Origin of the sequence: Stenotrophomonas sp. CASM101, assembly GCF_049384845.1 — a bacterium.
Lineage (GTDB): Bacteria > Pseudomonadota > Gammaproteobacteria > Xanthomonadales > Xanthomonadaceae > Stenotrophomonas > Stenotrophomonas hibiscicola.
On the sequence record NZ_JBMRFR010000017.1, the window covers coordinates 63,200 to 85,042 of the forward strand.

The 21,843-nt window shown below is 66.1% G+C and carries 15 protein-coding genes, 1 other RNA gene and 1 pseudogene; 8 read left to right on the top strand and 9 right to left on the bottom strand.

The window, feature by feature from the left end:
- The first annotated feature begins 42 nt into the window (after positions 1-42).
- Positions 43-1,005 (top strand): thiamine-phosphate kinase, encoded by a 963-nt coding sequence (thiL, locus tag VG543_RS17975; protein WP_423178911.1) that lies wholly within the window; start codon positions 43-45, stop codon positions 1,003-1,005.
- Between the two features lie 190 nt (positions 1,006-1,195).
- Here the strand turns inward: thiL and VG543_RS17980 are convergent, their stop codons facing one another.
- The 3 genes from VG543_RS17980 to VG543_RS17990 all read right to left on the bottom strand — a co-directional run bounded on the left by VG543_RS17980 (position 1,196) and on the right by VG543_RS17990 (position 3,391).
- Positions 1,196-1,606 carry a hypothetical protein gene (locus tag VG543_RS17980; RefSeq protein WP_423178910.1) on the bottom strand — a complete coding sequence of 137 codons (411 nt, stop codon included), beginning with the start codon at positions 1,604-1,606 and terminating at the stop codon, positions 1,196-1,198.
- Positions 1,607-2,093: 487 nt separating this feature from the next.
- Positions 2,094-2,816, bottom strand: a complete 723-nt coding sequence (locus VG543_RS17985) for a fimbrial biogenesis chaperone (protein ID WP_423178909.1) — start codon at positions 2,814-2,816, stop codon at positions 2,094-2,096.
- A gap of 59 nt (positions 2,817-2,875) precedes the next feature.
- Positions 2,876-3,391: a fimbrial protein gene (locus VG543_RS17990; protein ID WP_329846568.1), complete on the bottom strand. Its 516-nt coding sequence runs from the start codon at positions 3,389-3,391 to the stop codon at positions 2,876-2,878.
- A gap of 257 nt (positions 3,392-3,648) precedes the next feature.
- Here VG543_RS17990 and VG543_RS17995 point away from each other — a divergent pair, with 257 nt between their 5' ends.
- The 3 genes from VG543_RS17995 to VG543_RS18005 are packed head-to-tail and all read left to right on the top strand — an operon-like array spanning position 3,649 to position 7,717.
- Positions 3,649-6,192 (top strand): fimbria/pilus outer membrane usher protein, encoded by a 2,544-nt coding sequence (locus tag VG543_RS17995; RefSeq protein WP_423178908.1) that lies wholly within the window; start codon positions 3,649-3,651, stop codon positions 6,190-6,192.
- A gap of 38 nt (positions 6,193-6,230) precedes the next feature.
- Positions 6,231-6,740 (top strand): fimbrial protein, encoded by a 510-nt coding sequence (locus tag VG543_RS18000; protein ID WP_329846566.1) that lies wholly within the window; start codon positions 6,231-6,233, stop codon positions 6,738-6,740.
- Positions 6,737-7,717: a fimbrial protein gene (locus VG543_RS18005; protein ID WP_329846565.1), complete on the top strand. Its 981-nt coding sequence runs from the start codon at positions 6,737-6,739 to the stop codon at positions 7,715-7,717. The genes VG543_RS18000 and VG543_RS18005 overlap by 4 nt, the downstream gene beginning before the upstream one ends.
- 108 nt (positions 7,718-7,825) lie before the next feature.
- Here VG543_RS18005 and VG543_RS18010 read toward each other — a convergent pair whose 3' ends face one another.
- Positions 7,826-10,222, bottom strand: a complete 2,397-nt coding sequence (locus tag VG543_RS18010; RefSeq protein ID WP_423178906.1) for an autotransporter outer membrane beta-barrel domain-containing protein — start codon at positions 10,220-10,222, stop codon at positions 7,826-7,828.
- Between the two features lie 345 nt (positions 10,223-10,567).
- Here VG543_RS18010 and VG543_RS18015 point away from each other — a divergent pair, with 345 nt between their 5' ends.
- Entirely contained in the window at positions 10,568-13,768 is a 3,201-nt protein-coding gene (locus tag VG543_RS18015) for an autotransporter outer membrane beta-barrel domain-containing protein (RefSeq protein ID WP_423178904.1), read from the top strand.
- A 192-nt stretch (positions 13,769-13,960) separates the two neighbouring features.
- The gene (locus tag VG543_RS18020) at positions 13,961-15,982 is read left to right on the top strand and encodes an acyltransferase family protein (protein ID WP_423178903.1); all 2,022 of its coding nucleotides are present in this window, start codon (positions 13,961-13,963) and stop codon (positions 15,980-15,982) included.
- Positions 15,983-16,082: 100 nt separating this feature from the next.
- On the opposite strand, the gene VG543_RS18025 is transcribed toward VG543_RS18020, so the two are convergent.
- The 4 genes from VG543_RS18025 to VG543_RS18040 form a co-directional block, all read right to left on the bottom strand.
- On the bottom strand, positions 16,083-17,468 hold the full coding sequence (locus VG543_RS18025) for an FAD-binding oxidoreductase (protein ID WP_423178902.1): 1,386 nt from the start codon (positions 17,466-17,468) through the stop codon (positions 16,083-16,085).
- A complete protein-coding gene (locus VG543_RS18030) occupies positions 17,465-18,082 on the bottom strand; it encodes a metal-dependent hydrolase (RefSeq protein ID WP_423178901.1) in 618 nt (205 codons plus the stop codon). The genes VG543_RS18025 and VG543_RS18030 overlap by 4 nt, the downstream gene beginning before the upstream one ends.
- Before the next feature lie 110 nt (positions 18,083-18,192).
- Positions 18,193-18,561 carry a YraN family protein gene (locus VG543_RS18035; protein WP_329846555.1) on the bottom strand — a complete coding sequence of 123 codons (369 nt, stop codon included), beginning with the start codon at positions 18,559-18,561 and terminating at the stop codon, positions 18,193-18,195.
- Positions 18,551-20,272: a penicillin-binding protein activator gene (locus VG543_RS18040; RefSeq protein WP_423178900.1), complete on the bottom strand. Its 1,722-nt coding sequence runs from the start codon at positions 20,270-20,272 to the stop codon at positions 18,551-18,553. The genes VG543_RS18035 and VG543_RS18040 overlap by 11 nt, the downstream gene beginning before the upstream one ends.
- Positions 20,273-20,353: 81 nt before the next feature.
- Between VG543_RS18040 and rsmI the strand changes: the two genes are divergently transcribed.
- Positions 20,354-21,172 carry a 16S rRNA (cytidine(1402)-2'-O)-methyltransferase gene (gene rsmI, locus VG543_RS18045; RefSeq protein ID WP_312543531.1) on the top strand — a complete coding sequence of 273 codons (819 nt, stop codon included), beginning with the start codon at positions 20,354-20,356 and terminating at the stop codon, positions 21,170-21,172.
- A gap of 155 nt (positions 21,173-21,327) precedes the next feature.
- Positions 21,328-21,679: RNase P RNA component class A (gene rnpB, locus VG543_RS18050), an RNA gene on the top strand.
- Positions 21,680-21,742: 63 nt separating this feature from the next.
- On the opposite strand, the pseudogene VG543_RS18055 reads toward rnpB, so the two are convergent.
- Positions 21,743-21,843 (bottom strand): annotated as a pseudogene (locus tag VG543_RS18055) (IS110 family transposase); the annotation flags it as partial.

A 21,843-nucleotide genomic window follows, 5' to 3' on the forward strand; every position in this document is an offset into this window, starting at 1 on the left:
CAGCCGAGCATGGCTCGGCTCTACATGAAAGTAGAACGCCCCATGTCCCTGGCCGAATTCGCCCTCATCGAACGCATCCGCGCCCGTACCCTCGAGCGCGACGACATCCTGCTCGGCATCGGTGACGACGCCGCGCTGCTGCAGCCGCGCGCCAACGAGCAACTGGTGGTCACCGCAGACACGCTCAACAGCGGCGTGCACTTCCCGGTGGAAACCCCGGCCTTCGACATCGGCTGGAAGACCCTGGCGGTCAACCTGTCGGACCTGGCCGCGATGGGCGCGCGCCCGGCGTGGTGCACGCTGGCACTGTCACTGCCGGAAGCGTCTGAAGACTGGATCGAGGCCTTCGCCGATGGCTTCTTCGCCCTGGCCGACCAGCACGACATCGCGCTGATCGGTGGCGACACCACGCGCGGTCCGCTGTCGCTGTCGGTGACCGCGATGGGCCAGGTCGGGCGTGGCCAGGCCCTGCGGCGCGACCGCGCACAGGCAGGCGATGACATCTGGGTCAGTGGCACGCTGGGCGATGCCGCCGGCGCGCTGCGCCTGTGGCAACAAGGTGCGTTGAGCATCGCCACCGCCACGCTGCTGGCCGACTACGAAAGCCTGCGCCTGCGCCTGCTGCGGCCGACGCCGCGCGTGACCCTGGGCCTGCGCCTGCGGGCCTTCGCGCACGCGGCGGTGGATGTGTCCGACGGCCTGCTGGCCGACCTCGGTCATATCGCCACGCGCAGCAACGTGGCCGCGCATGTGGATGCCGATTCGCTGCCGATCTCGCACGCGCTGCGTGAACTGCTCGGCCGCGACGGTGCGCGTGACTGCGCATTGCGCGGTGGCGATGACTACGAGCTGTGTTTCACCGCGGCTGCCGACCAGCGCGACGCGCTGCACTACCTGGCCGAATCGCTGGACGTGCCGCTTACCCGCATCGGCCGCATCGCCGAAGGGCAGGGCGTGCACGTGAACGGCGAAGCCGCCGACGGCGGATACCAGCACTTCGCGTAGCCGCAGCGGTACTGCACTGCTGGGTGCGAACCTTCCGGCGTGGGGTCAGGTCCCTTTGCGCCGCAAAGGGCTCTGACCCCGAGTGCGCACTATTCTGGTTGACGTGGCATTTGTAGAGCCGAGCCCACGCTCGGCTGCAATCCGATTGGATCGTGATGAGCCGAGCGTGGGCTCGGCTCTACAGATGCCATCACACCGCACGCAACTGCACATCCACATACTCGGCCAGCCCACGGCAGGCCAGCAACAGCCCTTCGCGCGCGCCGTCATCCATGTGCTGGTCGATATCCCCGTCCACGCGCACACGTTCGCTGGCGTGCAGCAGTTCCAGCAGGAAACTCAGCCCCGCATTGGCGCGGTCGATGCGCGCCAAGGCCAGGCGCTGCCCGGGTGTGCGGTTGCTGCCGGGCCACGGCTGGCCATCGGCGGCATCGCCCTGGCGGATGTACTGCAGGCAGGCCTGCAGGGTGATGGCCCCGGCGCTGTTGCCGCTCTGCAGCGCAACGAAGGTGTCTTCCAGCGTGCGGGCCAGGTCATCGGGCAGGCGCGTGGCGGCCTCGCCCAGGGTGGCGAACAGGTGCGGGTAGGGGGAAGCGGTCATGGCGGCGTCCTTGTGCAAGCGGCAAGGGGCCACCCTGCTTAACAGCGAGGGTGGCGGACGGTGCGTGGTTGCAATACCGGTGACCGATGTAGAAACGCCGGCGGGCACAAGGCCCCCGCGCACCGTCCGCCATGTAGGCATAGACGGAATGCCTGCCGACGCCGCCCAGGCACAGGGGAAGGAGGCGACGCCGGCAGGCAAGCGTAAACAACATCGATCAAACGGGATTGCAAGCCCGTGCCACCCGTTGTCGGTGGCGCCACATGATTTGCATGAAGCGCCTGTGCTGCCAATGAGAATTGTTGGAAAGTTCGAAAGCGTTGCAAATGTTCCGCTCGCACGGGAGCGCGTCAATTACGACAAAGCATGTAGAGCCGAGCCCATGCTCGGCTCATAGCGCAATGCACGGGGTTCAGCCCGATCTGGCCGCAAAGCAGCCGAGCATGGGCTCGGCTCTACAGAAGACGGCTCGCGCGTCAGGCTGCGCTCAAGGGGAGATCTTCGCCTCGGCATCACGCGGCGTGCCGTAATCGTCCAGCCACTGGAACGTCACCGACGTGGGCATCGCCGCGCCACTCGGAAGCGGCAGCCGCAACTCGGCGCCCGGCGCGACCATGTCCGTTTCCACTGTGCGGCCGTCGGGCAGTGTCAACGTGCTCAGGGTCACGTGGTAGGCGCTGGGGTTGCTCACCAGCAGGGCGCCGGCCTGCGCACGCCATTGCAGTTGCCCGGCGGCATCGCGCGGCTTGCCGGGCAGGCCGGCCGGGCGATGGAACAGCTTCACCCGCGTGCGTACGGCGAACTGCAGCAGGTTCTTGCCGGCAGCATCGGTGGGTTTGGGCGGAATATCCAGCAGGTTGAAGTAGAACACCGATTCACGATCCGTCTGCAGCGGTGTCTCCGACGGGCGCGGCGCGTAGGAAATGCGGTACGCCTGCCCCTGGTGGGCCTGCAGCAGGCGCGGGCCGGCCGGCGTCAGACGGAAGGGAGTGCGCACGTTTTCGGGGCGTGCATGGCTGTCGCCATCGTCAATCCAGACCTGCACCATGGCAGCCTTGTCGCCACCGTTGCTGGCCTTCACGGTTACGTCGCGACCCTGGGCCGCGTCATGCACGATGCGCGTGCCCTGCAGCGTCACCGCTGCCGACCCCGGCAACGCCACGGCGCCAGCCAACACCGCAGTCATCCACGTCGTTGCTCGGATTTTCATCAGCTCATCCTCCGATGGTGTACGCCGCCCCATCGCGAGGCGGCGCGCGCGGGCGCGAGTTACTTGTAAAGCACCACGAAATCGCCAGAGGCGTTGGCGGTTCCGGCAGTGGCGTTCTGGCCTGCCGAGGAATACCAGGCGCTGTAGTCCAGCTGGCCCTTGCCGGCCGCCGGAATGTTCACCCACTGCAGCGGGTCCTCGCCCAGCTTCTGGTGGTTGCCCGCAGCGTCATACAGCGCCACGCCCACGTTGGTGGCCGTGGACGCCGCAGTCAGTGCCAGATTGCCGGTGCTGCCGTCAGGGGTGCCGCCGAAGCGCACACCGACATCCTGGGCGGCACCAGCGCCAGTGCAGTCGAGCAGGATGCTGAAGTTCTTCATGCCGGCACGCTCGGACGCATTGACCGACGCTACATCCACCTTGCCCATCGGCACGGTGATGGTGCCGCCGCTAGCATCCACCGAGCACGTGCTGGTCATCAGCTCGCCGGTGATCTCCAGGGTCTCGGCGAAGGCCGTGGGGGACAGGGCCAGCGCAAGCGCACCAGCAGCGATCAGGTTCAGTCGGTTCGACATGGAGTTGTCCTTGGTTGGAAATCAGGGGATCCGCAGTGAATGCGCCGGCGGATGCGCACAGTTTTCCGAGACCGGCACAGGGCCGACATCCAATTAGTTGCAAGCGTGTTGGCGGACGCTTGCGTTGAACGCGTCGCTCCGCCCGGTGTCTTCGCTTTGCAACAAATTCAATGGGAAGGCAGGGAGGCGCTGTCTACGCTGCGGCCCTCATCGACCACGAGCGATGTCGCCTGCGATCTCATCGAGTGACGCCAGCCATGAACAACCGCCCCTTCCCGCTACGGACATCGCGCCGCCCTGCCGTTCGCGTGCTGGGTCTGACGATTGCCGTCGCGGTGACATTGACGATTGCCGGTCATGCCCGTGCGCACGGTGATGAGTCCCTGCAGTTCAGTGAAGGCTTCCTGATTGGTGGCCGGGCCATCGACATGCAGCGCTACGCGCAGGGCAATCCGATGAAGCCGGGTGTGTATCCCTTGGACGTGGTGCTCAATGGCCAGTTCCACGACAAGCGCGACATCACCTTCGTGGCGACGTCGGCGCCTCCGGGTGCAACCCCGTGCCTGCCGGCCGGGCTGGTACGCCAGTTGCCGCTGAAGGAGAAGTTCCTGGCCGAGCTGGACCAGGAGGATGAAAGCTGCGTCGTGCTTCCCGCCCTGGTGGAAGGTGCAACGGTCGATTTCGATGACGGCAACCTTCAGCTTCTTGTGAACGTGCCGCAGGCTGCACAGGCGCGCAATGCACGCGGCTATGTGGCCCCTGTGCTGCGCGACCACGGCATCACGGCGGCATTCTTTGACTACAACCTCAACCATAGCCGCAGCCAGGGCCAGCAAGCCACCTATCTGGGGCTGACTACCGGCGTGAATCTGGGTGCATGGCGGCTGCGCCATCGTGCGTCCTTCAGCCAGGGCAGCCGCAGCTCGCGTCACGATGTGATCAGCAGCACCCTGCAGCGCGACCTGCCAGCATGGAATGCGCAACTGCTGCTCGGCCAAGGCACCACGGGCGGCGAACTGTTCGAGTCGCTGTCGTTCAAGGGCGTGCGCGTGGCCAGTGATGAGCGCATGCTGCCCGATTCGCTGCGTGGCTTCGCGCCGGTAGTGCAGGGCATCGCCGAAACCAACGCAGTGGTGACTCTTCGCCAGAACGGCCATGTCATCCATGAAGTGAGCGTTGCACCCGGTCCATTCTCCATTGAGGATCTGTACCCGACCAGCTTCGGCGGTGACCTGGAGGTCACCGTCACCGAGGCCGGCGGCCGCCAGCAGAGGTTCACGGTCAACTTCTCTGCGGTGCCGCAGGCGCTGCGCCCTGGTGCAAGCCGTTTCAGCGCCACTGCAGGCGAGCTGCGAGATGCGCACGGCGTGCGTGAAGCACTGCGCTTTACCGAAGGGACCTATGCCCATGGCATCAGCAACCATTTCACTGCGCTGGGCGGAGCACAGATTGCCGAAGGCTTCCAGTCCATGCTGCTCGGTGGTGCCGTCAACACGCCTATCGGCGCGTTCGGTGCCGACATTACCCATTCGCGTGCGTGCCTGGCCAATGGCAAGCGGATGGCCGGCAACAGCTTCAGGCTCAACTACCAGCGCTACATCACCGAAACCGGCACCCACTTTGGTCTGGCTGCGTTGCGTTACAGCACCCGTGGCCATCTCACGCTGAATGATTTCGCACAGGTATCCAACGATGACTGGGGGTTCAGCAGCCGCGCACGGCAGCGATTCCAGGTCAATTTCTCCCAGCGCATCCGTGGCAGCAGCACGCTCTCGCTCAATGGTGGTCAGGTACGCTACTGGGACAGCGCGCAACAGCAGAACGATCTGCAGTTGCGCTTCCAGACCAGTGTCGGCCGCGCCAATCTGAGTCTGTCTGTCATGCGCTTGCAGATCGGTAATGGCCGCCAGGACACCCGCTATGCGGCCAGAATCAGCATTCCCTTGGGCTCAACGCCCAGCGCACCACGCTTGAGTTCCCAGCTGACCCATTCGACACGGGGTGACCAGGGGCAGTTGGGCCTTAACGGAACGTTGGGTGCCGACCAGCAGCTGAGTTACAACCTCTCTGCCAGCGCTGCCAGTGATCGGGCTGGCAGTGCCAACGCCCATGCGTCCTATCGCGGCGGGCATGGCACGGTAACCGCCGGCTACAGTCGGTCGGGTAACTACAGTGCCTTCAATGCGAGCGCCGCAGGCAGTGTGGTGGGGCACCGCGATGGCATCAACTTCGGTGCGCCCGTGGGTGACGGTTTCGCGCTGGTTCAGGCCTACGGCGCTGAGGGAGCCCGTATCGGCTACGGCAATGATGTGCGCATCGGACGCAACGGCTACGCGCTGCAGCCGCACATCAGCCCCTACCGCTGGAACCAGTTCGAGCTGGATCCAGTGGGGCTGCCGATCGATGTGGAACTGCTGCAGACCTCGCACCGCGTTGCGCCGACAGCAGGCAGTGTCGTGCGCGTGGCGTTCAATGCGACGCGCGAACGCACGTTGTTCATCGACTCCACTGATGCCTTGGGCCAGCTGCTGCCGTTTGCTGCGCGCATCGAAGATGAAGCCGGCCGCAGCTACGGAGCGGTGGGGCAGGGGGGCGTGATCCAACTGCGCGGCGCGCCTGAACACGGGCAGCTGATTGTTGACCCGGACGGACCGCAGCGCTGCCGCCTGGAGTACACAACCCCGGATGCACCCGATGCCTACGGGCTGTCGTGGAGCCAGACGGTGTGCGTGCCGCAGCCGCTGCCGCCGGAAGGTTTGCAGGTAAGCATGTTGGACCCGGTCGAGAGCACCACCCCATGAAGTCTGTCTTCTCTTTCGTCATTCCCAGGAGTTCTTCCATGCCCCCTTCTTCTCTCCCCCTGGCAATCGCCATTGTGCTGTGCTCGAGTGCTTCGGTGGCACGGGCCGACCAGGTCACCCTGGCCATCACCGGCCGGGTACTACCGGGCACCTGTACGTTGGTGGCTCCCGCTATCGCACTGGATCCCATCAGAGTCGATGAACTGGCGCCGGGCGACAACAAGCTTAAAGCGGGCACACTGGAGTTCATCGGCTGCGTGGGCGTGAGCAAGGCGGTTCTGTCATTCGACGGTGCCGCGGCGACCGGCGACCCGGAACGCTGGGAAAACACCGCAACGACCGATGCCGCTGCCGGTGTTTCGGTAGCGCTGCTGGCGGGTGCCACAGGCAGCAGTTATCTGAAGAAGGGCGATACCGGCATCGACATACCGGTGACCGGTACCACCGCAAGCTATGCGCTGCGCGCAGGCTACTACGCGACGTCCGTGGGTGCGGCGCGGCAGGGTGAGGTACGGGCGGAAATCACCGTGACGGCAGATTACCAATGAGGCGCATTGGCTCACGAGGGCGCGGTGCCGCGATTGCGATGATGGTCGCTGGCTGCAGTGTTGCTCCGACCGCCTACGCCTGCAAGATGAGCGTGGGTCAGGCTATCAATGGAATCACCGTCTCTGTTCCCAATGATGCCCGGCCCGATGTGGTTATCCTTCCTTTCCGACAAACGCTTAGGACAACGAGCCTGAAGGATTGTGCTGATGATCCTTCCTTTCCGATCACCCTGACACCTGCGAGTGCGGGTCTGATCTATGTGCGGAACGTGCAGATTGATGGTACGTCCTATCCTGCGTATGGATGGCATGCCAACTCGCCGCTGATCGCATTCAGGTATCGTCTCGCGAACAGTTTTGGGGAGATGTCCAGCGGGCCTTTGAACATGGAACGGTCTACCGATGTGGCGGGTTGGGCCAGCGGCTATCTCTTCATGTCGGTGGAAATGGCGATCCTCTCGCGCGGTGGAAGAATGACTGGAGTGGGTCGCGTTTCGATGGGGGCTGTTGGAACCACCTTCCCGAAGTTTCCTGCCCTGCAACTTACCAACGAACTGGCCGGTGACGTGGAGATGGAGCGCGAAACGTGCTTCATGGATGCTCCGGTGGCCGCGCTGCGGGATGTCTCCCATTCCGACCTTCCAAACCCGGGTGATAGTACCGCCGAGATTGATGTCGAGGTGCTGATGCTGTGTGATGCATTGGGGGTTGTTGATCTGAGCATCAGTGATGCAAATGCGCCTGGAAACCGTACGGACCAGTTGGTGCCGGCGCCCGGCTCCACCGCGAAGGGCGTGCGTACACAGCTGCTGTACAGGGACGTGCCACTGGCGATGGGAGCGCAGTGGGAGTTCGGCGCAGTTCAATCCGGTGTGGACTACTACATTCCGTTCAAGGCGCGATACATTCGAACGTCCGATGCGATTGGCCCTGGTCCCATCAAGGGTGAAGCCGTTCTTTCGGTCAGCTATCGGTAATCCGATCAGCTGGTGCCCGCAGCTTCTGCGCAACGACTGCCATTCGCCCGTCCGAAATCGCAGCGCAGAACGGCGCCGGAATCCTCCGGCGCCGTGCGTGTTTCTACATCACCACTTGTACGCCACGCTCAGATTGGCCGTCGCCTCGCGGTACCCATGGTCACCGCGCATCACACCAAATCCACCCCACGCACTCAGCCCGGAACGGAAGTCCACGCGCGCGCCGGCATTCAACTCGTAGCGGTTGCGCGGCACGCTGGCCTTCAGTGCTTCATCATCAAACGCCATGCCGTTGCTGGCGCCGTCGCGGTACCAGTTGGCTACGACATACGGGCTGACCGACGCACCGGCGGCACTGCGGCCTTCGCCCTGCAGGCGCAGACCCACGCGGCCGGACAGGCCGCTGTCGCCCAGGCTGCGCACCACCGTGCCGTTGGCTTCCTCGAGGCGGTCGGTATTGGCGTCGGTGTAGACCAGCTGCAGTTCCGGCTGCAGGCTCAGCGCGGTGCTGCCGATCTGGCCGATGCCGATGCGGTAGCCGGCTTCCAGCGAGCTCTGCCAGATATCCGAGTCGTAGCGTTCCTCGGCCAGGCCTTCGCCGTGCACGCGGTTGCGGAACTGGCCGCGCTGCACGCTGGCATCCACATACAGTGCATCGGTGCTCCAGTTGCCGTACACGCCCAGCGCACCGCCGTTGACCTTGCCGCGTGCGCTGTAACCGGTCAGCTGCGAACGCGAAGTGGCATCGGACTTGGCCAGCGTGCCCATCACGCCCACGCGGCCCTGGCCGCTGTCGAACACACCGATGTCGGCGCCCAGCTGCAGGCGCGAGCGGTCCACGCGCAGGTCCAGCTGGTCTTCCACGGCAGACAGTTTGCTCTGCGTGCCGTCCACGCGGGCCCAGCCACGCACGCCATCAACGGCGGAGGTGTTGCCGCCCTGGCGGTCGCGCCAGCCGTGGCGCAGCATCTGGTCCATCGCGAACTGGTTGGCCAGGTAGGCGCCGGCTTCCGGGCGCAGCACTGGCGTGGGGTCAACCGGATCGACCGGGTCCACCGGATCGACCGGCGTGCACTCCGGCAGTGTGGGATCCACTACGCACGGGTCCGGCGTGCCGGCCAGGTCCGAGCGCAGGTACCAGCCGCCGTTGGTCGCGTCCTTGAACAGGAAGTACTCGTACTGCCCGCCCACCGCACGGCCCTGCAGGTCGAACTGCGCATTGGACGCACCGCCCACGCGGATCAGTTCGATGCCCTTGTCGGTCTTCGCACCGGCACCGCCAGCGTTAAGCACGCGCACGTTGGCCTGGCCATTGGCATCGCCCTTGATGATCAGTCTGTCGGTGGCCGAGCTGTCGTCTCCCAGCTGGGTGTTGAACAGCAGGGTGCCGCCGGCGCCATCGAAGGTATCCACGGTAAGGGTGTTGAACGTGCTGCCATTACCCAGCGCGACGGTGCCGGTGTTGCCCAACGCCAGATGGCCGACAGTGCTGTCGCCGGTCATCAGCCAGGTGCTGTCGCTGTCGATGCTGGCCGAGGTAACGTTGATGAAGCGGCCGTCGATCTGTGCCTTGTTGCGCAGGAAGACGTCGAGGGAGCCACTGACGCTGGCGAGATCGAAATTGACATTGCCGGCCAGGCGCGCGTCATCCACGGTGAAGGAGACAGCGGCTTTCGTTGCGCTTGCGCCGAAGTTCTGGACATTCAGCAAGTTGCCGTCGCCACCGCTGAGCTGAGCACCATTGGCCACGGTAATATCGTAATTGGCTGCATCGCCGGTCGGTCGCACCCAGATGGCGGCGTTGCGTCCGGACTCCACTAGCGAGTCGTCAACGCGTACCGCAATGGGCTTCAGCACACCCGGATAAGCCGCCAGCAGGATGCCGGCATTCTCTGCAAAGATCCTCGAGCCATTGCGGATATCGGCCTGGCCCTGCATCAGCCGCACGCCATGGCCATTGTTGAGGTCATTTCCCGTTGGTGTTTCGCTAACAACGATTGTGGTGTTGTCGATGGTTGCACGCGTGTTGTCGGAAACATCACCAAATACGCTGAGCAGATCCACGCCGATGCTGTAGGCATCGGTGGGCAACAGGCCACTGCCGATCTGCGAGTAGATCGTGCTGTTGCTGATGGTGGCGGTGGAATCTTTCATCACCTGAATGCCGCCCAGGAACGTACCGCGATTGGCGGTGAGGCTGGAGCTGCCATCAAGAATCAACGCTACCGACGAGCCCGCCGTCGGGGCGCGCTTGACGTTGCCATTGTTGATTACTACGTCGGAATCCATTGCCTTGATCTGGTAGGCGTCTCCACTGTCAGTCAAGGTCAGCTTCGACCCGTTCTTCAGTGTCCAGGCTTCGGCAGGATCGGTGCCGGTCACCTCTGCCTGCTGGTTGTCCAGGTCGCCTGCAAAGGCAGCAGCCATCGGTGCGGTGGCCAGGGCCAGCAGCAGGCCGCGCGCCAGCGGTCGCAGCGACGGAGTACGGTCGGGTGAATTGCGCATGGTGAGTCCTCGGGATCGAAAGCGGATGGGACTGCGCACTGCGATGACCTGGATCCCCCGTTCAGGTAGATGGCGTATACGCCAACGCTGTGTGAAGGCGGGGTGATCCGGGCTGTTTGCGACAGTGCGTGTCTGGAACGGAGCCCAGTGTTCCAGCCACGCCCAGGCGATCCCATGCAATTTGTTGCAAAGCCCGCTTGACCTCCGGCGTGCAGCTGGGAGCGGTTCAGGCACGTTCCAAGCAGCTGCGACCTACGGTCGCACCTGTGGCCGAACGCAACGAATACGATAGCCCCGGGGGTGTGACGTCCCGAGCATATCCGGCACTTTTCCCGGAGCCTTGCCATGCACTTTCCGCTTCCGCGCCGCTGTACCCTCGCCCTGGCGCTGGCCACCGTACTTTCCACAACAGCGCCGGTACTGGCGCAGCAGGTGGTTGCCGACGGCGATGAGCAGACGCCCGCAGCCGGTGATTACAGCACCACCGAGCCGGTGGACGCGGGCAGTACCGCGGGTTATGCCTTCCATGCGCTCAATGGCGGCAGCATTCTTCCCGCCGGTGAGGTCAATCTGCGCACGGAAGGCAATGGTGCGGCTGCGGCGAGGGCGCAGGGTGCGGGGAGTCTGATCCGTATGGACGGGGGCACCATCACTACGCTGGGCAGCAGTGCTGCAGGTGTATCGGTGGTGGACGGCGGCCGGGTAGAACTGAGCGGCACCCAGATCGAGACCCTCGGGCGGTCGTCAGTGGGCATCGTGGCGTCCCGGGCCAGCGTGTCCGCAACCGGGGTCGGCATCGTCACTCATGGCGCCGGCAGCCACGGCGTGCAGGTGAGCAATGGCGACCTTGCGCTGCGCGACAGCCATCTGCAGATCAACGGCGATGCCAATGGCATCCATATGCAGGGCAGTACCGTGACGGCTGAGAACCTGCGCATCGAACAGAACGGCGCGGGCCACGCGCTGTGGATTGCCATGGGTTCGGACGCGGTACTGCGCAACGTCCAGATCAGTGCCAGTGGCGCGGGCGCGAACGGTGCGCTGGTGGCGATGGGCAGCAAGGCGGTGTTCGAAGATCTGCAGATTGATCTGGGTCATGAGCGGTCCGGCATCGGGTTGGATGTGGAAGGCGACGTCGAAGTCCATGGCGGCGCCATCCACGCGCGCGGTGAGTACGCCAGCGCAGTTAGTTTCGCCACGGGAGGAGGAGGTACGCTGCTGCTGGACGGTGTTGATCTGTCCGGACATTTCGGTATCAACATGACCGAAGGTTCTGAGCTGACCCTGCGCAACAGCCAGCTGGTCAGCGAGAGCATCGGCATCGACATCAATGAACGTGATGGCAAGGCCAGCGTGGAAGGATCGGTCATCACCGCGCGCGATGGGGTCGCCGTGCGTCTGATGAATGAAGGCAAGCTCGACATCGAGCGTTCGCAGATCACCGCCGAGGGCGACCGTTGGCAGGCGGTTGCGTTGTACGCGGGTACCACGCAGATCGGTGCCAGCCAGTTGCGCACACTCGGCCTCAATGGGCATGGGCTGTATGTGCAAGGTGGGCCTGGGCAACGGCCATTGGCCGAGGTAAGCGGCAGCGACATTCTGACCGAAGGCGATGGCGCTATCGGTGCGATCGCGCGCCTGGGTGGCACCGTGCATCTGGCCGACAGTGTAGTGCGCACCACCGGCATCAACTCACACGGTGTGCTGTCTGGCGGCACCGGCGAAATGACGCTGAGCAACACCCACGTGCGCACCGAGGGCGAGGGCGCGTGGGCGGCGGTGATCAATGACAACGGGCGGATGCGTATCGATGGCGGTTCGCTGGTGAGCGCCCAGCATGGCGGTGTGTGGCTGCGCAGCAGCCGCGATGCGGGCCTGACGCTGTCCAATGGCGCGTTAGTATCGGGCGGCAACGGCATTGCGCTGGCACTGGATGCAGCAGTGGCTGGACGCTTCGATGTGGTGCTGGAGGGCCGCTCGCAGATGGAGGGCGACATTGTCATCACCCCGGAAGACGAGGACGCAGGCCTGCCGCCACAGTCGGACGTGCATGTGCGACTGGCGGATGGATCGCTCTGGCAGGGTTCGTCGGGTCTGGTGCGGACGATGGCGATAGAGAGCGGCAGCCAGTGGACACTGACCGGTGATGCCACGGTGGGCGAACTGAGCGTACTGAACAGTGGTGTGGCGCTGTCCGACGGCAGTGGCCGATTCAACACGCTCACCGTGGACGGTGATCTGCACAGCGAGGGCGCGACGTTCCTGTTCCAGGGTGCCTTGGGCGGTGACGACAGCGCCCTTGATCGCCTGCATGTGCGTGGCGATACTTCGGGCGATGCAAGCATTGCGGTGAAGAACATTGGCGGCGTTGGCGCTCAGACCACCGATGGCATCCAGCTGATCGAAGTGGATGGTGCATCGCTGGCGACCTATGCGCTGGCTGGCCGCGCCGTGGGCGGCTCCTATGAGTACTTCCTGTTCAAGGGGGGCGTGACAGATCCCACCGATGGCAACTGGTATCTGCGTTCGCAATGGTTCGATGTCTGCAAGGACAATCCGGCCGCGCCTGGCTGTGTGGTGGACCCGGTTGATCCGGTTGACCCCATCGATCCGGTGGACCCGGTGCCGGTCCTGCGTCCCGAGGCCGGGGCGTACCTCGCTAACCAATCGGCAGCCATCAACATGTTTTCCCATCGTCTGAACGACCGCATCGGTGCCCTTTCGCTGGATGAAGGCCGTGCCGCGTGGGCGCGCGTGGGCCGGCATCAGGCGGACTTCAGTGCGGTCGGCGGTCAACTGTCGATCGACGGCAACACCTCGGTGCTGCAGATCGGCAGTGACGTGGTTCGCCGAGGCAATGCAGCGTTCGGCGTGATGTTGGGCACGGGGCGTGCTGACAGCAGTGCAGTGTCCGATCTGACCGGCTACAGCGCCAAGGGGCGGGTGCGTGGCAGCGCGGTGGGTGTGTACGGCACCTGGTTGCAGGCGGCTGACGGCACGCAGGGCGCGTACATGGATGCGAACCTGCAGTACGGCCGCTTCGATAACCGGGTGCAGGGCATCGGCCTGGCGCCGGAGCACTACGATTCGCGCATGGCCAGTGTGTCGCTGGAGACCGGCTACACCTTCAACGTGTGGCAGGGCAGCGCCAGCGCGCTGTACGTGCAGCCGCAACTGCAGCTGAGCCATGTCGATTTCCGCGCCGATCGCCACGTGGAGAGCAACGGCACGGTGATCGACCACGCCGATGCCGGTGGCCTGAGCGGGCGCCTGGGCGTGCGTGTGTTTGGCCATGGCACTGCAGCCGACAATGCCGTGCAGCCGTACCTGGGCGTGAACTGGCTGCGTGGCAGCGGCGCCAGCACGTTGCAGTTCAACGGTGACACGCTGGGCGCGGACGTGCCACGCAACCGTTACGAGGTGCAGGCCGGTGCCGAGCTGAAGCTGGGCCAGCGCTGGGGTGCGTGGGGTGGCCTGACCGTGCAGCGCGGCGACCACGGTTACCGCAACGTGGGCGGCCAGCTGGGCCTGCGCAAGGCCTGGTAAGCGGGCGTGCAGCGGGGTCGGATCCCATTGCCTGGGCAATGGGCTCTGACCCCGCTGCTGCTGTAGAGCCGAGCCCATGCTCGGCTCAACGCGATGTGGACGAAGGGCAGCCGAGCAGGGCTCGGCCCTGCAGTGGCCCACAGGCTGCATCGAACCTAAACACACACCTGCCCTGTCGCGATCGTCCATTGAATGACTGCGCAAACGGTGGCGATGCTGCCGGATCGCTCGCTGCCGGTCACCCGCATGTCCCCTCCCGAACGTTCCCACAATGCGGCCATTGACGGCCTGCGCGCATTGGCGGTGCTGGCCGTCATCCTGTTCCACACCAATGCGGCATGGTTGCCCGGTGGCTTCACCGGCGTGGACCTGTTCTTCGTGGTGTCCGGCTTCGTGATCAGCCAGTCGTTGGCGTCGCGCACCAACGCATCACTCGGCGCACTGCTGCTCGACTTCTACCGTCGACGCGTGCTGCGCCTGTTGCCGACGCTGCTGGTAATGCTGATGGCCACCTTCGTGCTGTCGGCGCTGTTCATTCCCCGCGCGTGGCGCAACGAGCAGTTCGACCAGACCGGCTGGGCCGCGCTGGTCGGCTTCAGCAACATCGTGCTGGCTGGGCAGCAGGACGACTATTTCTCACCCGGCGCCGAACTCAACCCGTTCCTGCACACGTGGACGCTGGGTGTGGAGGAGCAGTTCTACCTGGTCTTCCCGCTGCTGTTCTTCGTCTGGCTGCGCGGGCGTGAGCGCTGGCCGTGGTCGCGTTGGCTGTTGCCGGTGCTCACCGCGCTGTCGCTGGCGTGGGCAGGTTGGCAGGCGCAATCGGCACCAGCGGCAGCGTTCTACCTGCTGCCTGCGCGGTTCTGGGAGCTGGCTGCAGGCGCGCTGCTGTACCAGTGGATGCGCACGCGCACGCCGGGCCAGAACGCTGACATGGTCGCAGTGGTCGGTCTGGCGCTGCTGGCCGCAGGTGCGCTGATCGCCCCGCAGCTGGCGATGCCGGTGCCGGGTGTGCTGGCGACCGTGGCCGGTACCCTGCTGTTGTTGGCGAGCGTGTCGACAGCGGGGTCATCGCGCATCGCCCGCGCGCTGGGCTGCGCACCGCTCGCCTACCTGGGGCGCTTGTCCTATTCGCTGTACCTGTGGCATTGGCCGTTGCTGGTGCTGCTGCGCTGGACCTACGGTCTGCAGGGAGCGGCACTGTGGCTGTACCCGGTGCTGTTGCTGGCGGTATCCGCTGCGTCCTACCACTTCATCGAACGTCCGCTGCGCCGTGCAGCGCCCGTGCTGCGGCTGGCACCGACCAAGGTGCTGGCGATGGCGTTGCCGGTGGTGGCGCTGTGTGGCGCGGGTGCCTGGGCCACCGTGGAGTACCACGAGCAGGTCTCGCTGAGCGTTACCCGTGACGGCTATGCATGGCAGGCGCGGCGCTACCCGGCATGGCGTCCGCTGGAGCCGGTGAGCGCGCCGGCGCTCGAAGGGCGGCGGCTGTTCGTGGTGGGGGATTCGCACGCGGCGGCGTATCGCACCATGACCAGCATGGTCGCGCGCCAGACCGGCATGGAGGTGCGCCAGCAGGATCGCGGCGGCTGCAGCTTCGTCAACCTGCTGCGGGCCAGCCCGTACGACTGCCAGGGCTTCATTGAGGACGCGTTGTCGACCATCGAGCGCGAGGCGCGCCCGGGTGACATCGTGGTGCTGGCGGCATTGCGCATGCCGGAGCTGCGTGGATTCGACTGGCAGCGGCAGGATGCACAGGAAATCTATCGTCAACTGCTTGCCGAGCGCACCCCGACCAATGCGCAGGCCGCGCGTGATGAGGCTGATCGTGTTCTTGGACGTCTGCAGAAGCTGGGCGTGCATGTGGTTTTGGATGCACCACTGCCGTTGTTCAAGGCCGGTGCGTACCGCTGTTCGGACTGGTTCAACCGCCGCAACCCGGCTTGTGCCGGGGGCCTGAGCATGCCGCGCGCTGATCTGGAGAGGCTGCGAGCGCCGCGGATGGCGTTGCTGTCCGAACTGGCAGCGCGCTATCCATCGCTGACGGTGTGGGATCCACTGCCGCTGCTGTGTGGGCCGCAGACCTGTTCGGCCGTGGAAGAGGGCGGACCGTTGTTCTTCGACAACGATCATCTGAGTGGGCACGGTAATCGCGTGCTGCTGCCCAGTTTCCGGCAGACCCTGATCGATATTGCGAACGACAAGCCTTTGTAGAGCCGAGCCCACGCTCGGCTGCTCTTCGTTCCGCAGGCGGGAAGTCCGCGCTGCGCGCGGTGAGCCGAGCATGGCTCGGCGCTACAGGAGTGCGCGCGGTCTACACCGGCGGCAGCACCTTGCCCGGGTTGAGAATCCCATCCGGGTCCAGCGCGGTCTTGATCGCGCGCATCGTCGCCAGCGTGGCCGGGCTGAATGCCTGCGCCATGAAATCGCGCTTGGCCAGGCCAATGCCGTGCTCGCCCGACAGCGTGCCGCCCAGTGCCAGGGTCAGCTCGAAGATCTTCGGCAGCGCGGCATGCGCGCGCGCGTTTTCGTCGGCATCCTCCGGATGGTAGAGGATGTTGACGTGCAGGTTGCCGTTGCCGGCATGGCCGAAGGTGACGATGGTGAGTCTGTAGTCACGCGCCAATGCCTGCACGCCAGCCACAAGCTCTGGAATGCGCGACACCGGCACCACCACGTCTTCATTGATCTTGCCGGGCGCGACGGTGCGCAGTGCCGGCGACAGTGCCTTGCGCGCGGCCCACAGCTGGTCGCGTGCACGGCCTTCCATCGCCACGTCCAGTTCGATCATGCCGTCGCCTTCAGCGGCGCTGGCCAGTGCCTGCAGCAGATAGGGCAGGGTGTCGTGGTCACCATCGGCTTCCACCAGCAGCATCGCACCGGCCTCCGGCACGTCCGCACCGTTGAGACGCAGCAGCTCAAGGCTGCGCGCGTCCATGAATTCCAGGCGCGTGGGTACCACCGGCTGCGACATCAGGCGTGACACTGCGGCGGCGGCCGCATCGGCGTCGCGGTACAGCACGCGCAGTCCGGCCTGGCTGACCGGCAGCGGGGTGAGCTTGAGGGTGGCTTCCACGATCAGCGCCAGCGTGCCTTCGCTGCCCACCAGCAGGTGGGTGAGGTCGTAGCCGGTGGAATCCTTGGTGTAGGCACCACCGCAGCGGATCACCTCGCCGGTGCCGGTCACCGCCACCAGACCCAGCACGTTGTCGCGGCTGGTGCCGTACTTCACCGCGCGTGGGCCACCGGCATTGCAGGCCAGGTTGCCACCCACGCTGCAGATCTCCGCGCTGGACGGGTCCGGCGCCCAGAACAGGCCATGCGGGGCGAGCGCCTGCTGCAGGGCGCCATTGAGCACGCCCGGCTGCACCACCGCGCAGCGATCACCGGCGCGGATCGCCACGATGCGGTCCATGCGGGTGAACGACAGCACGATGCTGTCCGGCAACGGCACGGCCGCGCCGGTGGTGCCGGTGCCCGCGCCGCGCGCGACCAGTGCCACGCCATGCGCACGGCAGGCACGCACCAGCGCCTGCACCTGTTCGATGCTGGCGGGCAGCGCGACGGCGGCAGGGCGCTGGTGGCGCCACGAGTTGTCCTGCGCGTTCGCCTCCAGCGCGTTGTCATCCATGCGCCAGCCATCGGCACCCAGCAGGGCGGACAGTTCGGCAACCAACGCGGCGGGCAGGACAGTACTCATGATGGATCTCGCGGGACAGCAGGGGCGGGTTGGATCAGTTTCCAGGCAACAACGGCGCCGGCCAGCGGCAGCCAGACCCAGCGCAGTTCAGAGAGCAGGGTGGCGATGCCGCGCGCGCTGAAGAACTGTGGCGCGAACGGTGACACGCGGATCGGTCGCCACGGTGCGAAGAAGCGTTGTTCGCTCCACGGCCAGGCGAGGGCAACGCCGAGGCCACCGGAGGTCATCGCATCCAGCAGCGGATGGCTGGCGGCGCAGACGAAGACGAATACAGCGGCTTGTACGGTAGATGCCAACCTTGGTTGGCACAGAAACGCCGACCAAGGTCGGCGACTACCGGAGCTGTGCTGCGCCGACCATGGTCGGTCGCTACCAAAGAACGCCAACACCGCGGCCAATGCAGCCAGCACGCCGGCAAACAGCAGTGAATGACTGGCGCCACGATGGCCGAACGCATCGGCATAGGGAATGTGCAGGGCAAAGGCCAGTACATCGGCATCGGGCAGCATCGCCGCGACCACACCCGCAGCGAGCAACCACGCAGGAATGCGGCCACGATCCGCGGCGCACCACAGCGCCAACGGCACAGCGGCATGGGTGATGATCGAAGGCATCAGTCACGCACCGTGGTAGTGCCGGCCAGGCTGCGCGCTGGTAGGTGCCAACCTTGGTTGGCACAGAAGCGCCGACCAAGGTCGGCCTCTACCAAAGCGGACGGTAGCCATCAGCAATCATCCAGCCGGAACGCATCACGCAACCACCGCAGCTGCGGCGGCTCACCCGTGGCGTCGACCACATCAAAACGGCAGGGTGCATTGGCCAGCGCCGGGTTGTCCTGCAGGTACAGTTGCGCGGCGTGCGCGAGGCGCCGGCATTTGCGCGCATCCACTGAAGCGGCGCCGCCACCGAAATCCTGGCGGGCGCGATAGCGTACTTCGACGAACACCACGGTGCCGGCATCGTCCATCACCAGGTCCAGTTCACCGCCGCGATAACGCACGTTGCGCGCACGCGGCCGCAGTCCTGCCTGTCGCAGATGCTGCTCGGCGGCGGCTTCCACCGCCGAGCCACGTTGGCTGCGCTCAGCGACCACCGACGATCGGCATCGGCCGGCCGCCATTGAAGGTCGACCAGGCCGGCTGGCGCAGGATGTTGCCATTGCTGTCCAGGAACAGGGTGCCGGTGGCACCGTCCAGGCCGCCTTCGTTGGACAGCTTGTCCAGGTAGGCGGTGATCTTCCAGGCGTCGGCACCGAAGGCGAACAGGCGGCCGGCCGCACCGCGTGCGCTGGGCAGGGTGCTGGCGACCTGGCTGGCGGAGGGCAGGCCGGACACGCTGCGCACGTTCCAGGCTTCGTTCGGGTAGACGATGCCGTCCAGCGCCACGTCTTCTTCCACCTTGCCGCTGCCGACGGTCAGCTGCGAAGTGCCAACGCGGGTGGCGCCACCGGCACCGGCCAGCGCCAGCTGCGGCGCCAGCAGGCGGGCCTGCGGCGCGCGCACGGCGAGGAACACGGCATCGACCTGGCCGGCATTGCGCACCTGCGCACCGACATCGCCAACCGCGTCGCTGACGCCGACGGTGGCCACCACCTGGCCACCGCGCTGCGCGAAGCGCTGGGCGAAGGCGGCGGCGGCACGGCGGCCGGTATCGTCGGCGCTGTTGATCACCAACGCCTTGCCGCGCTCGCGGCCGCGCAGATATTCGGCAGCGACGATGCCGTCGTCTTCCGGTGCCAGCGAGAAGCCGGCGCTGCCGGCCGGCGGCGCGTCCTTGCCACGGTTCAGGGCCAGCACCGGCACCTGCAGCTGCTGGCGGCCGTACACCGCGTCCACTTCGTCGCGGCCCAGCGGACCGACTACGAAGTCGGCACCGGAGGCGACGGCCTTGTCATAGGCGGCCAGGGCGCCGGCCGGGGTGCCGGCGGTGTCGAAGAAGTTGATGTCCGGGCGGCGGCGGCTTTCACCGTAGTAGGCGCTCAACAGGCCATCGCGCACCGGCTGTGCGGCAGTGGCCAGGCGGCCGCTGAGCGGCAGCAGCACGGCCAGCTTGGCCGGCGGGCGGTAACCGTCGCTCATCGCCGGCGGGCGCTTGCTGGTGTCGAACTGGGCGGCGCCATCGCGGTCGAACGGGCGCGGCAGCGGCAGGCCGCGCGCGATCAGTGCGCGGCCGGCGAAGTTGTACAGCGGGTCGTTGGCCGGCAGGGCAGCGGCACGGCTGCGCAGGGTGGCATCGTCAAGCGTACCGAGCAGACCGGCGATGGCGGCCTGGTTCTCGCTGCGCGCGCTGCCGGTCAGGCTGGCGTGGGCGCGGGCGCGCTCGGTGGCGGCACCGAAGGCATCGCCGGTGCCCTGCAGCGCGTTGGCGCGGGCTACGTGCCAGCGCGTGCGCAGCGCGGGGAAGACGTTGTCGCCCTGTTCCTTCAGCAGGACCAGGGCCTGCGCCGGCTGCTTGTCGGCCAGTGCCAGCTCGGCGCCGGTCAGCTGGTAGCGCTGCAGGCTGGCGCCGGACAGCTGGCGGGCGGTGAGCTGGCCAAGCAGGCTGCGCGCGCGGGCACTGTCGCCGGCCAGGTGCCAGGCCCAGGCGGCATCGGCCAGGGCGTTGCTGCGGGCGCCACCTTTCAGGGTTGCGGCCAGCGCTTCCAGCTGCAGGGCGGCGTCGCGCGGTTTGCCTTGTTCGATCAGCGCCAGCGCCTGGCTCTGGGCCGGCGATTCGGGCGCGCTGGTCAGGCTGGTGGTGGCACAGCCGGCCAGCAGCATCAGCGACAACGACAGGGCGGAGATCCGTGCGGCGGGCTTGTTCATGATCGGGTCCATGCGATGAGGGCAGCGGCCTTGGCCGGGTACACGCTACGATTCTACCCTTGCCCCGTGAGTACCGCTGAAATGAGTGTGCCAACCCTGTACGTCGTCGCCACCCCGATCGGCAACCTGGCCGATCTGAGCCCGCGCGCGCAGGAGGTGCTGCGTTCGGTGGCGGCCATCTGTGCCGAAGACACCCGCCGCAGCGGCCAGCTGCTGTCCCATTTCGGCATCCAGCAACCGTTGGTGGCCCTGCACGAACACAATGAAGAGGCCCTGGCGCAGCGCCTGGTTTCGCGATTGCAGGCCGGCGAGTCGCTGGCGCTGGTCAGCGATGCCGGTACCCCGCTGGTCAGTGACCCCGGTTTCCGCCTGGTGCGTGCCGCGCGCGCGGCGGGTATCAAGGTCAGCCCGGTGCCCGGTGCCTGCGCCGCCATCGCCGCGCTGAGCGTGGCCGGCCTGCCCAGCGACCGTTTCAGCTTCGAGGGTTTCCTGCCGGCCAAGGCCAGCGGCCGCCGCGACCGCCTGCAGGCGCTGGCCGGCGAAGTGCGCACGATGGTGTTCTACGAATCCTCGCACCGTATCGCCGAGTCGCTGGCCGACATGGCGGCGATCTTCGGCGGCGAGCGCCCGGCGGTGCTGGCCCGCGAGCTGACCAAGCTGTTCGAGACCGTGCTCGACGGTGACTTGGCCGGCCTGTTGGCGAAGGTGGAAGCTGACGAGAACCAGCGCAAGGGCGAGTTCGTGGTGATGGTGCAGGGCGCCGGCGACGATGAGGAAGCGCAGCTGGCGCATGGCCGCCGCGTCTACGCCAAGCTGGGCGAGCATCTGCCGCCGTCGACCGCCGCGAAGCTGGCCGCGGAACTGACCGGCGCACCGCGCAAGGCGTTGTACGGCAGTTGATGGATCGTGCGGACCAAGGTCCGCACCCACCAGAGCGGAATCCGCACCCACCAGGGCAGCGGCATCGGTAGATCCGCGCCACGCGTGGACGGATGAACCAGACGCCGCGATCGGCACGGCAGGAAAGGCGTGCGTACGCTAGAATGCGCGCTGGCGGAGTCGGCCAGACAGTCGCGTCATCCCTTCGGGGGTGCCGAGGAAAGTCCGGGCTCCATAGGGCAAGGTGCCAGGTAACGCCTGGGCGGCGCAAGCCGACGGAAAGTGCAACAGAAAGATACCGCCTACGTCTTCTTCGGAAGGCCGGTAAGGGTGAAATGGTGCGGTAAGAGCGCACCGCGAGTCTGGCAACAGACCGGCACGGCAAACCCCACCTGGAGCAAGACCAAATAGGGATCCTTTGGCGCGGCCCGCGTTGGATCCGGGTAGGTTGCTTGAGCGTTGCGGTGACGTAACGCCTAGAGGAATGACTGTCCACGACAGAACCCGGCTTATCGGCCGGCTCCGCCTCTTTCTTACGGTAGGCCGAGCATGGCTCGGCTCTACAGTAGAGCCGAGATCCTATGTTCGTGGTCAAGCCTGCTGGAAGCAGGCTTGACCCACTTTCAGCATGGCCGGGTCAAAGTCCCGGCCGCTCTTGAAGACGCCCCAAGCGATCCTGGCCAGCTTTCTGG

What these genes read in the sequence shown, in the direction of transcription:
- VG543_RS18030 (WP_423178901.1), bottom strand. Translation starts at nt 18,082, where the DNA reads ATGCCTTCGATCATCACCCATGCCGCTGTGCCGTTGGCGCTGTGGTGC.
- VG543_RS18005 (WP_329846565.1), top strand. Translation starts at nt 6,737, where the DNA reads ATGAGGCGCATTGGCTCACGAGGGCGCGGTGCCGCGATTGCGATGATG.
- VG543_RS18015 (WP_423178904.1), top strand. Translation starts at nt 10,568, where the DNA reads ATGCACTTTCCGCTTCCGCGCCGCTGTACCCTCGCCCTGGCGCTGGCC.
- VG543_RS18020 (WP_423178903.1), top strand. Translation starts at nt 13,961, where the DNA reads ATGACTGCGCAAACGGTGGCGATGCTGCCGGATCGCTCGCTGCCGGTC.
- VG543_RS18025 (WP_423178902.1), bottom strand. Translation starts at nt 17,468, where the DNA reads ATGAGTACTGTCCTGCCCGCCGCGTTGGTTGCCGAACTGTCCGCCCTG.
- VG543_RS18000 (WP_329846566.1), top strand. Translation starts at nt 6,231, where the DNA reads ATGCCCCCTTCTTCTCTCCCCCTGGCAATCGCCATTGTGCTGTGCTCG.
- VG543_RS17980 (WP_423178910.1), bottom strand. Translation starts at nt 1,606, where the DNA reads ATGACCGCTTCCCCCTACCCGCACCTGTTCGCCACCCTGGGCGAGGCC.
- VG543_RS17995 (WP_423178908.1), top strand. Translation starts at nt 3,649, where the DNA reads ATGAACAACCGCCCCTTCCCGCTACGGACATCGCGCCGCCCTGCCGTT.
- VG543_RS18010 (WP_423178906.1), bottom strand. Translation starts at nt 10,222, where the DNA reads ATGCGCAATTCACCCGACCGTACTCCGTCGCTGCGACCGCTGGCGCGC.
- thiL (WP_423178911.1), top strand. Translation starts at nt 43, where the DNA reads ATGTCCCTGGCCGAATTCGCCCTCATCGAACGCATCCGCGCCCGTACC.
- VG543_RS17985 (WP_423178909.1), bottom strand. Translation starts at nt 2,816, where the DNA reads ATGAAAATCCGAGCAACGACGTGGATGACTGCGGTGTTGGCTGGCGCC.
- VG543_RS17990 (WP_329846568.1), bottom strand. Translation starts at nt 3,391, where the DNA reads ATGTCGAACCGACTGAACCTGATCGCTGCTGGTGCGCTTGCGCTGGCC.
- VG543_RS18040 (WP_423178900.1), bottom strand. Translation starts at nt 20,272, where the DNA reads ATGAACAAGCCCGCCGCACGGATCTCCGCCCTGTCGTTGTCGCTGATG.
- rsmI (WP_312543531.1), top strand. Translation starts at nt 20,354, where the DNA reads ATGAGTGTGCCAACCCTGTACGTCGTCGCCACCCCGATCGGCAACCTG.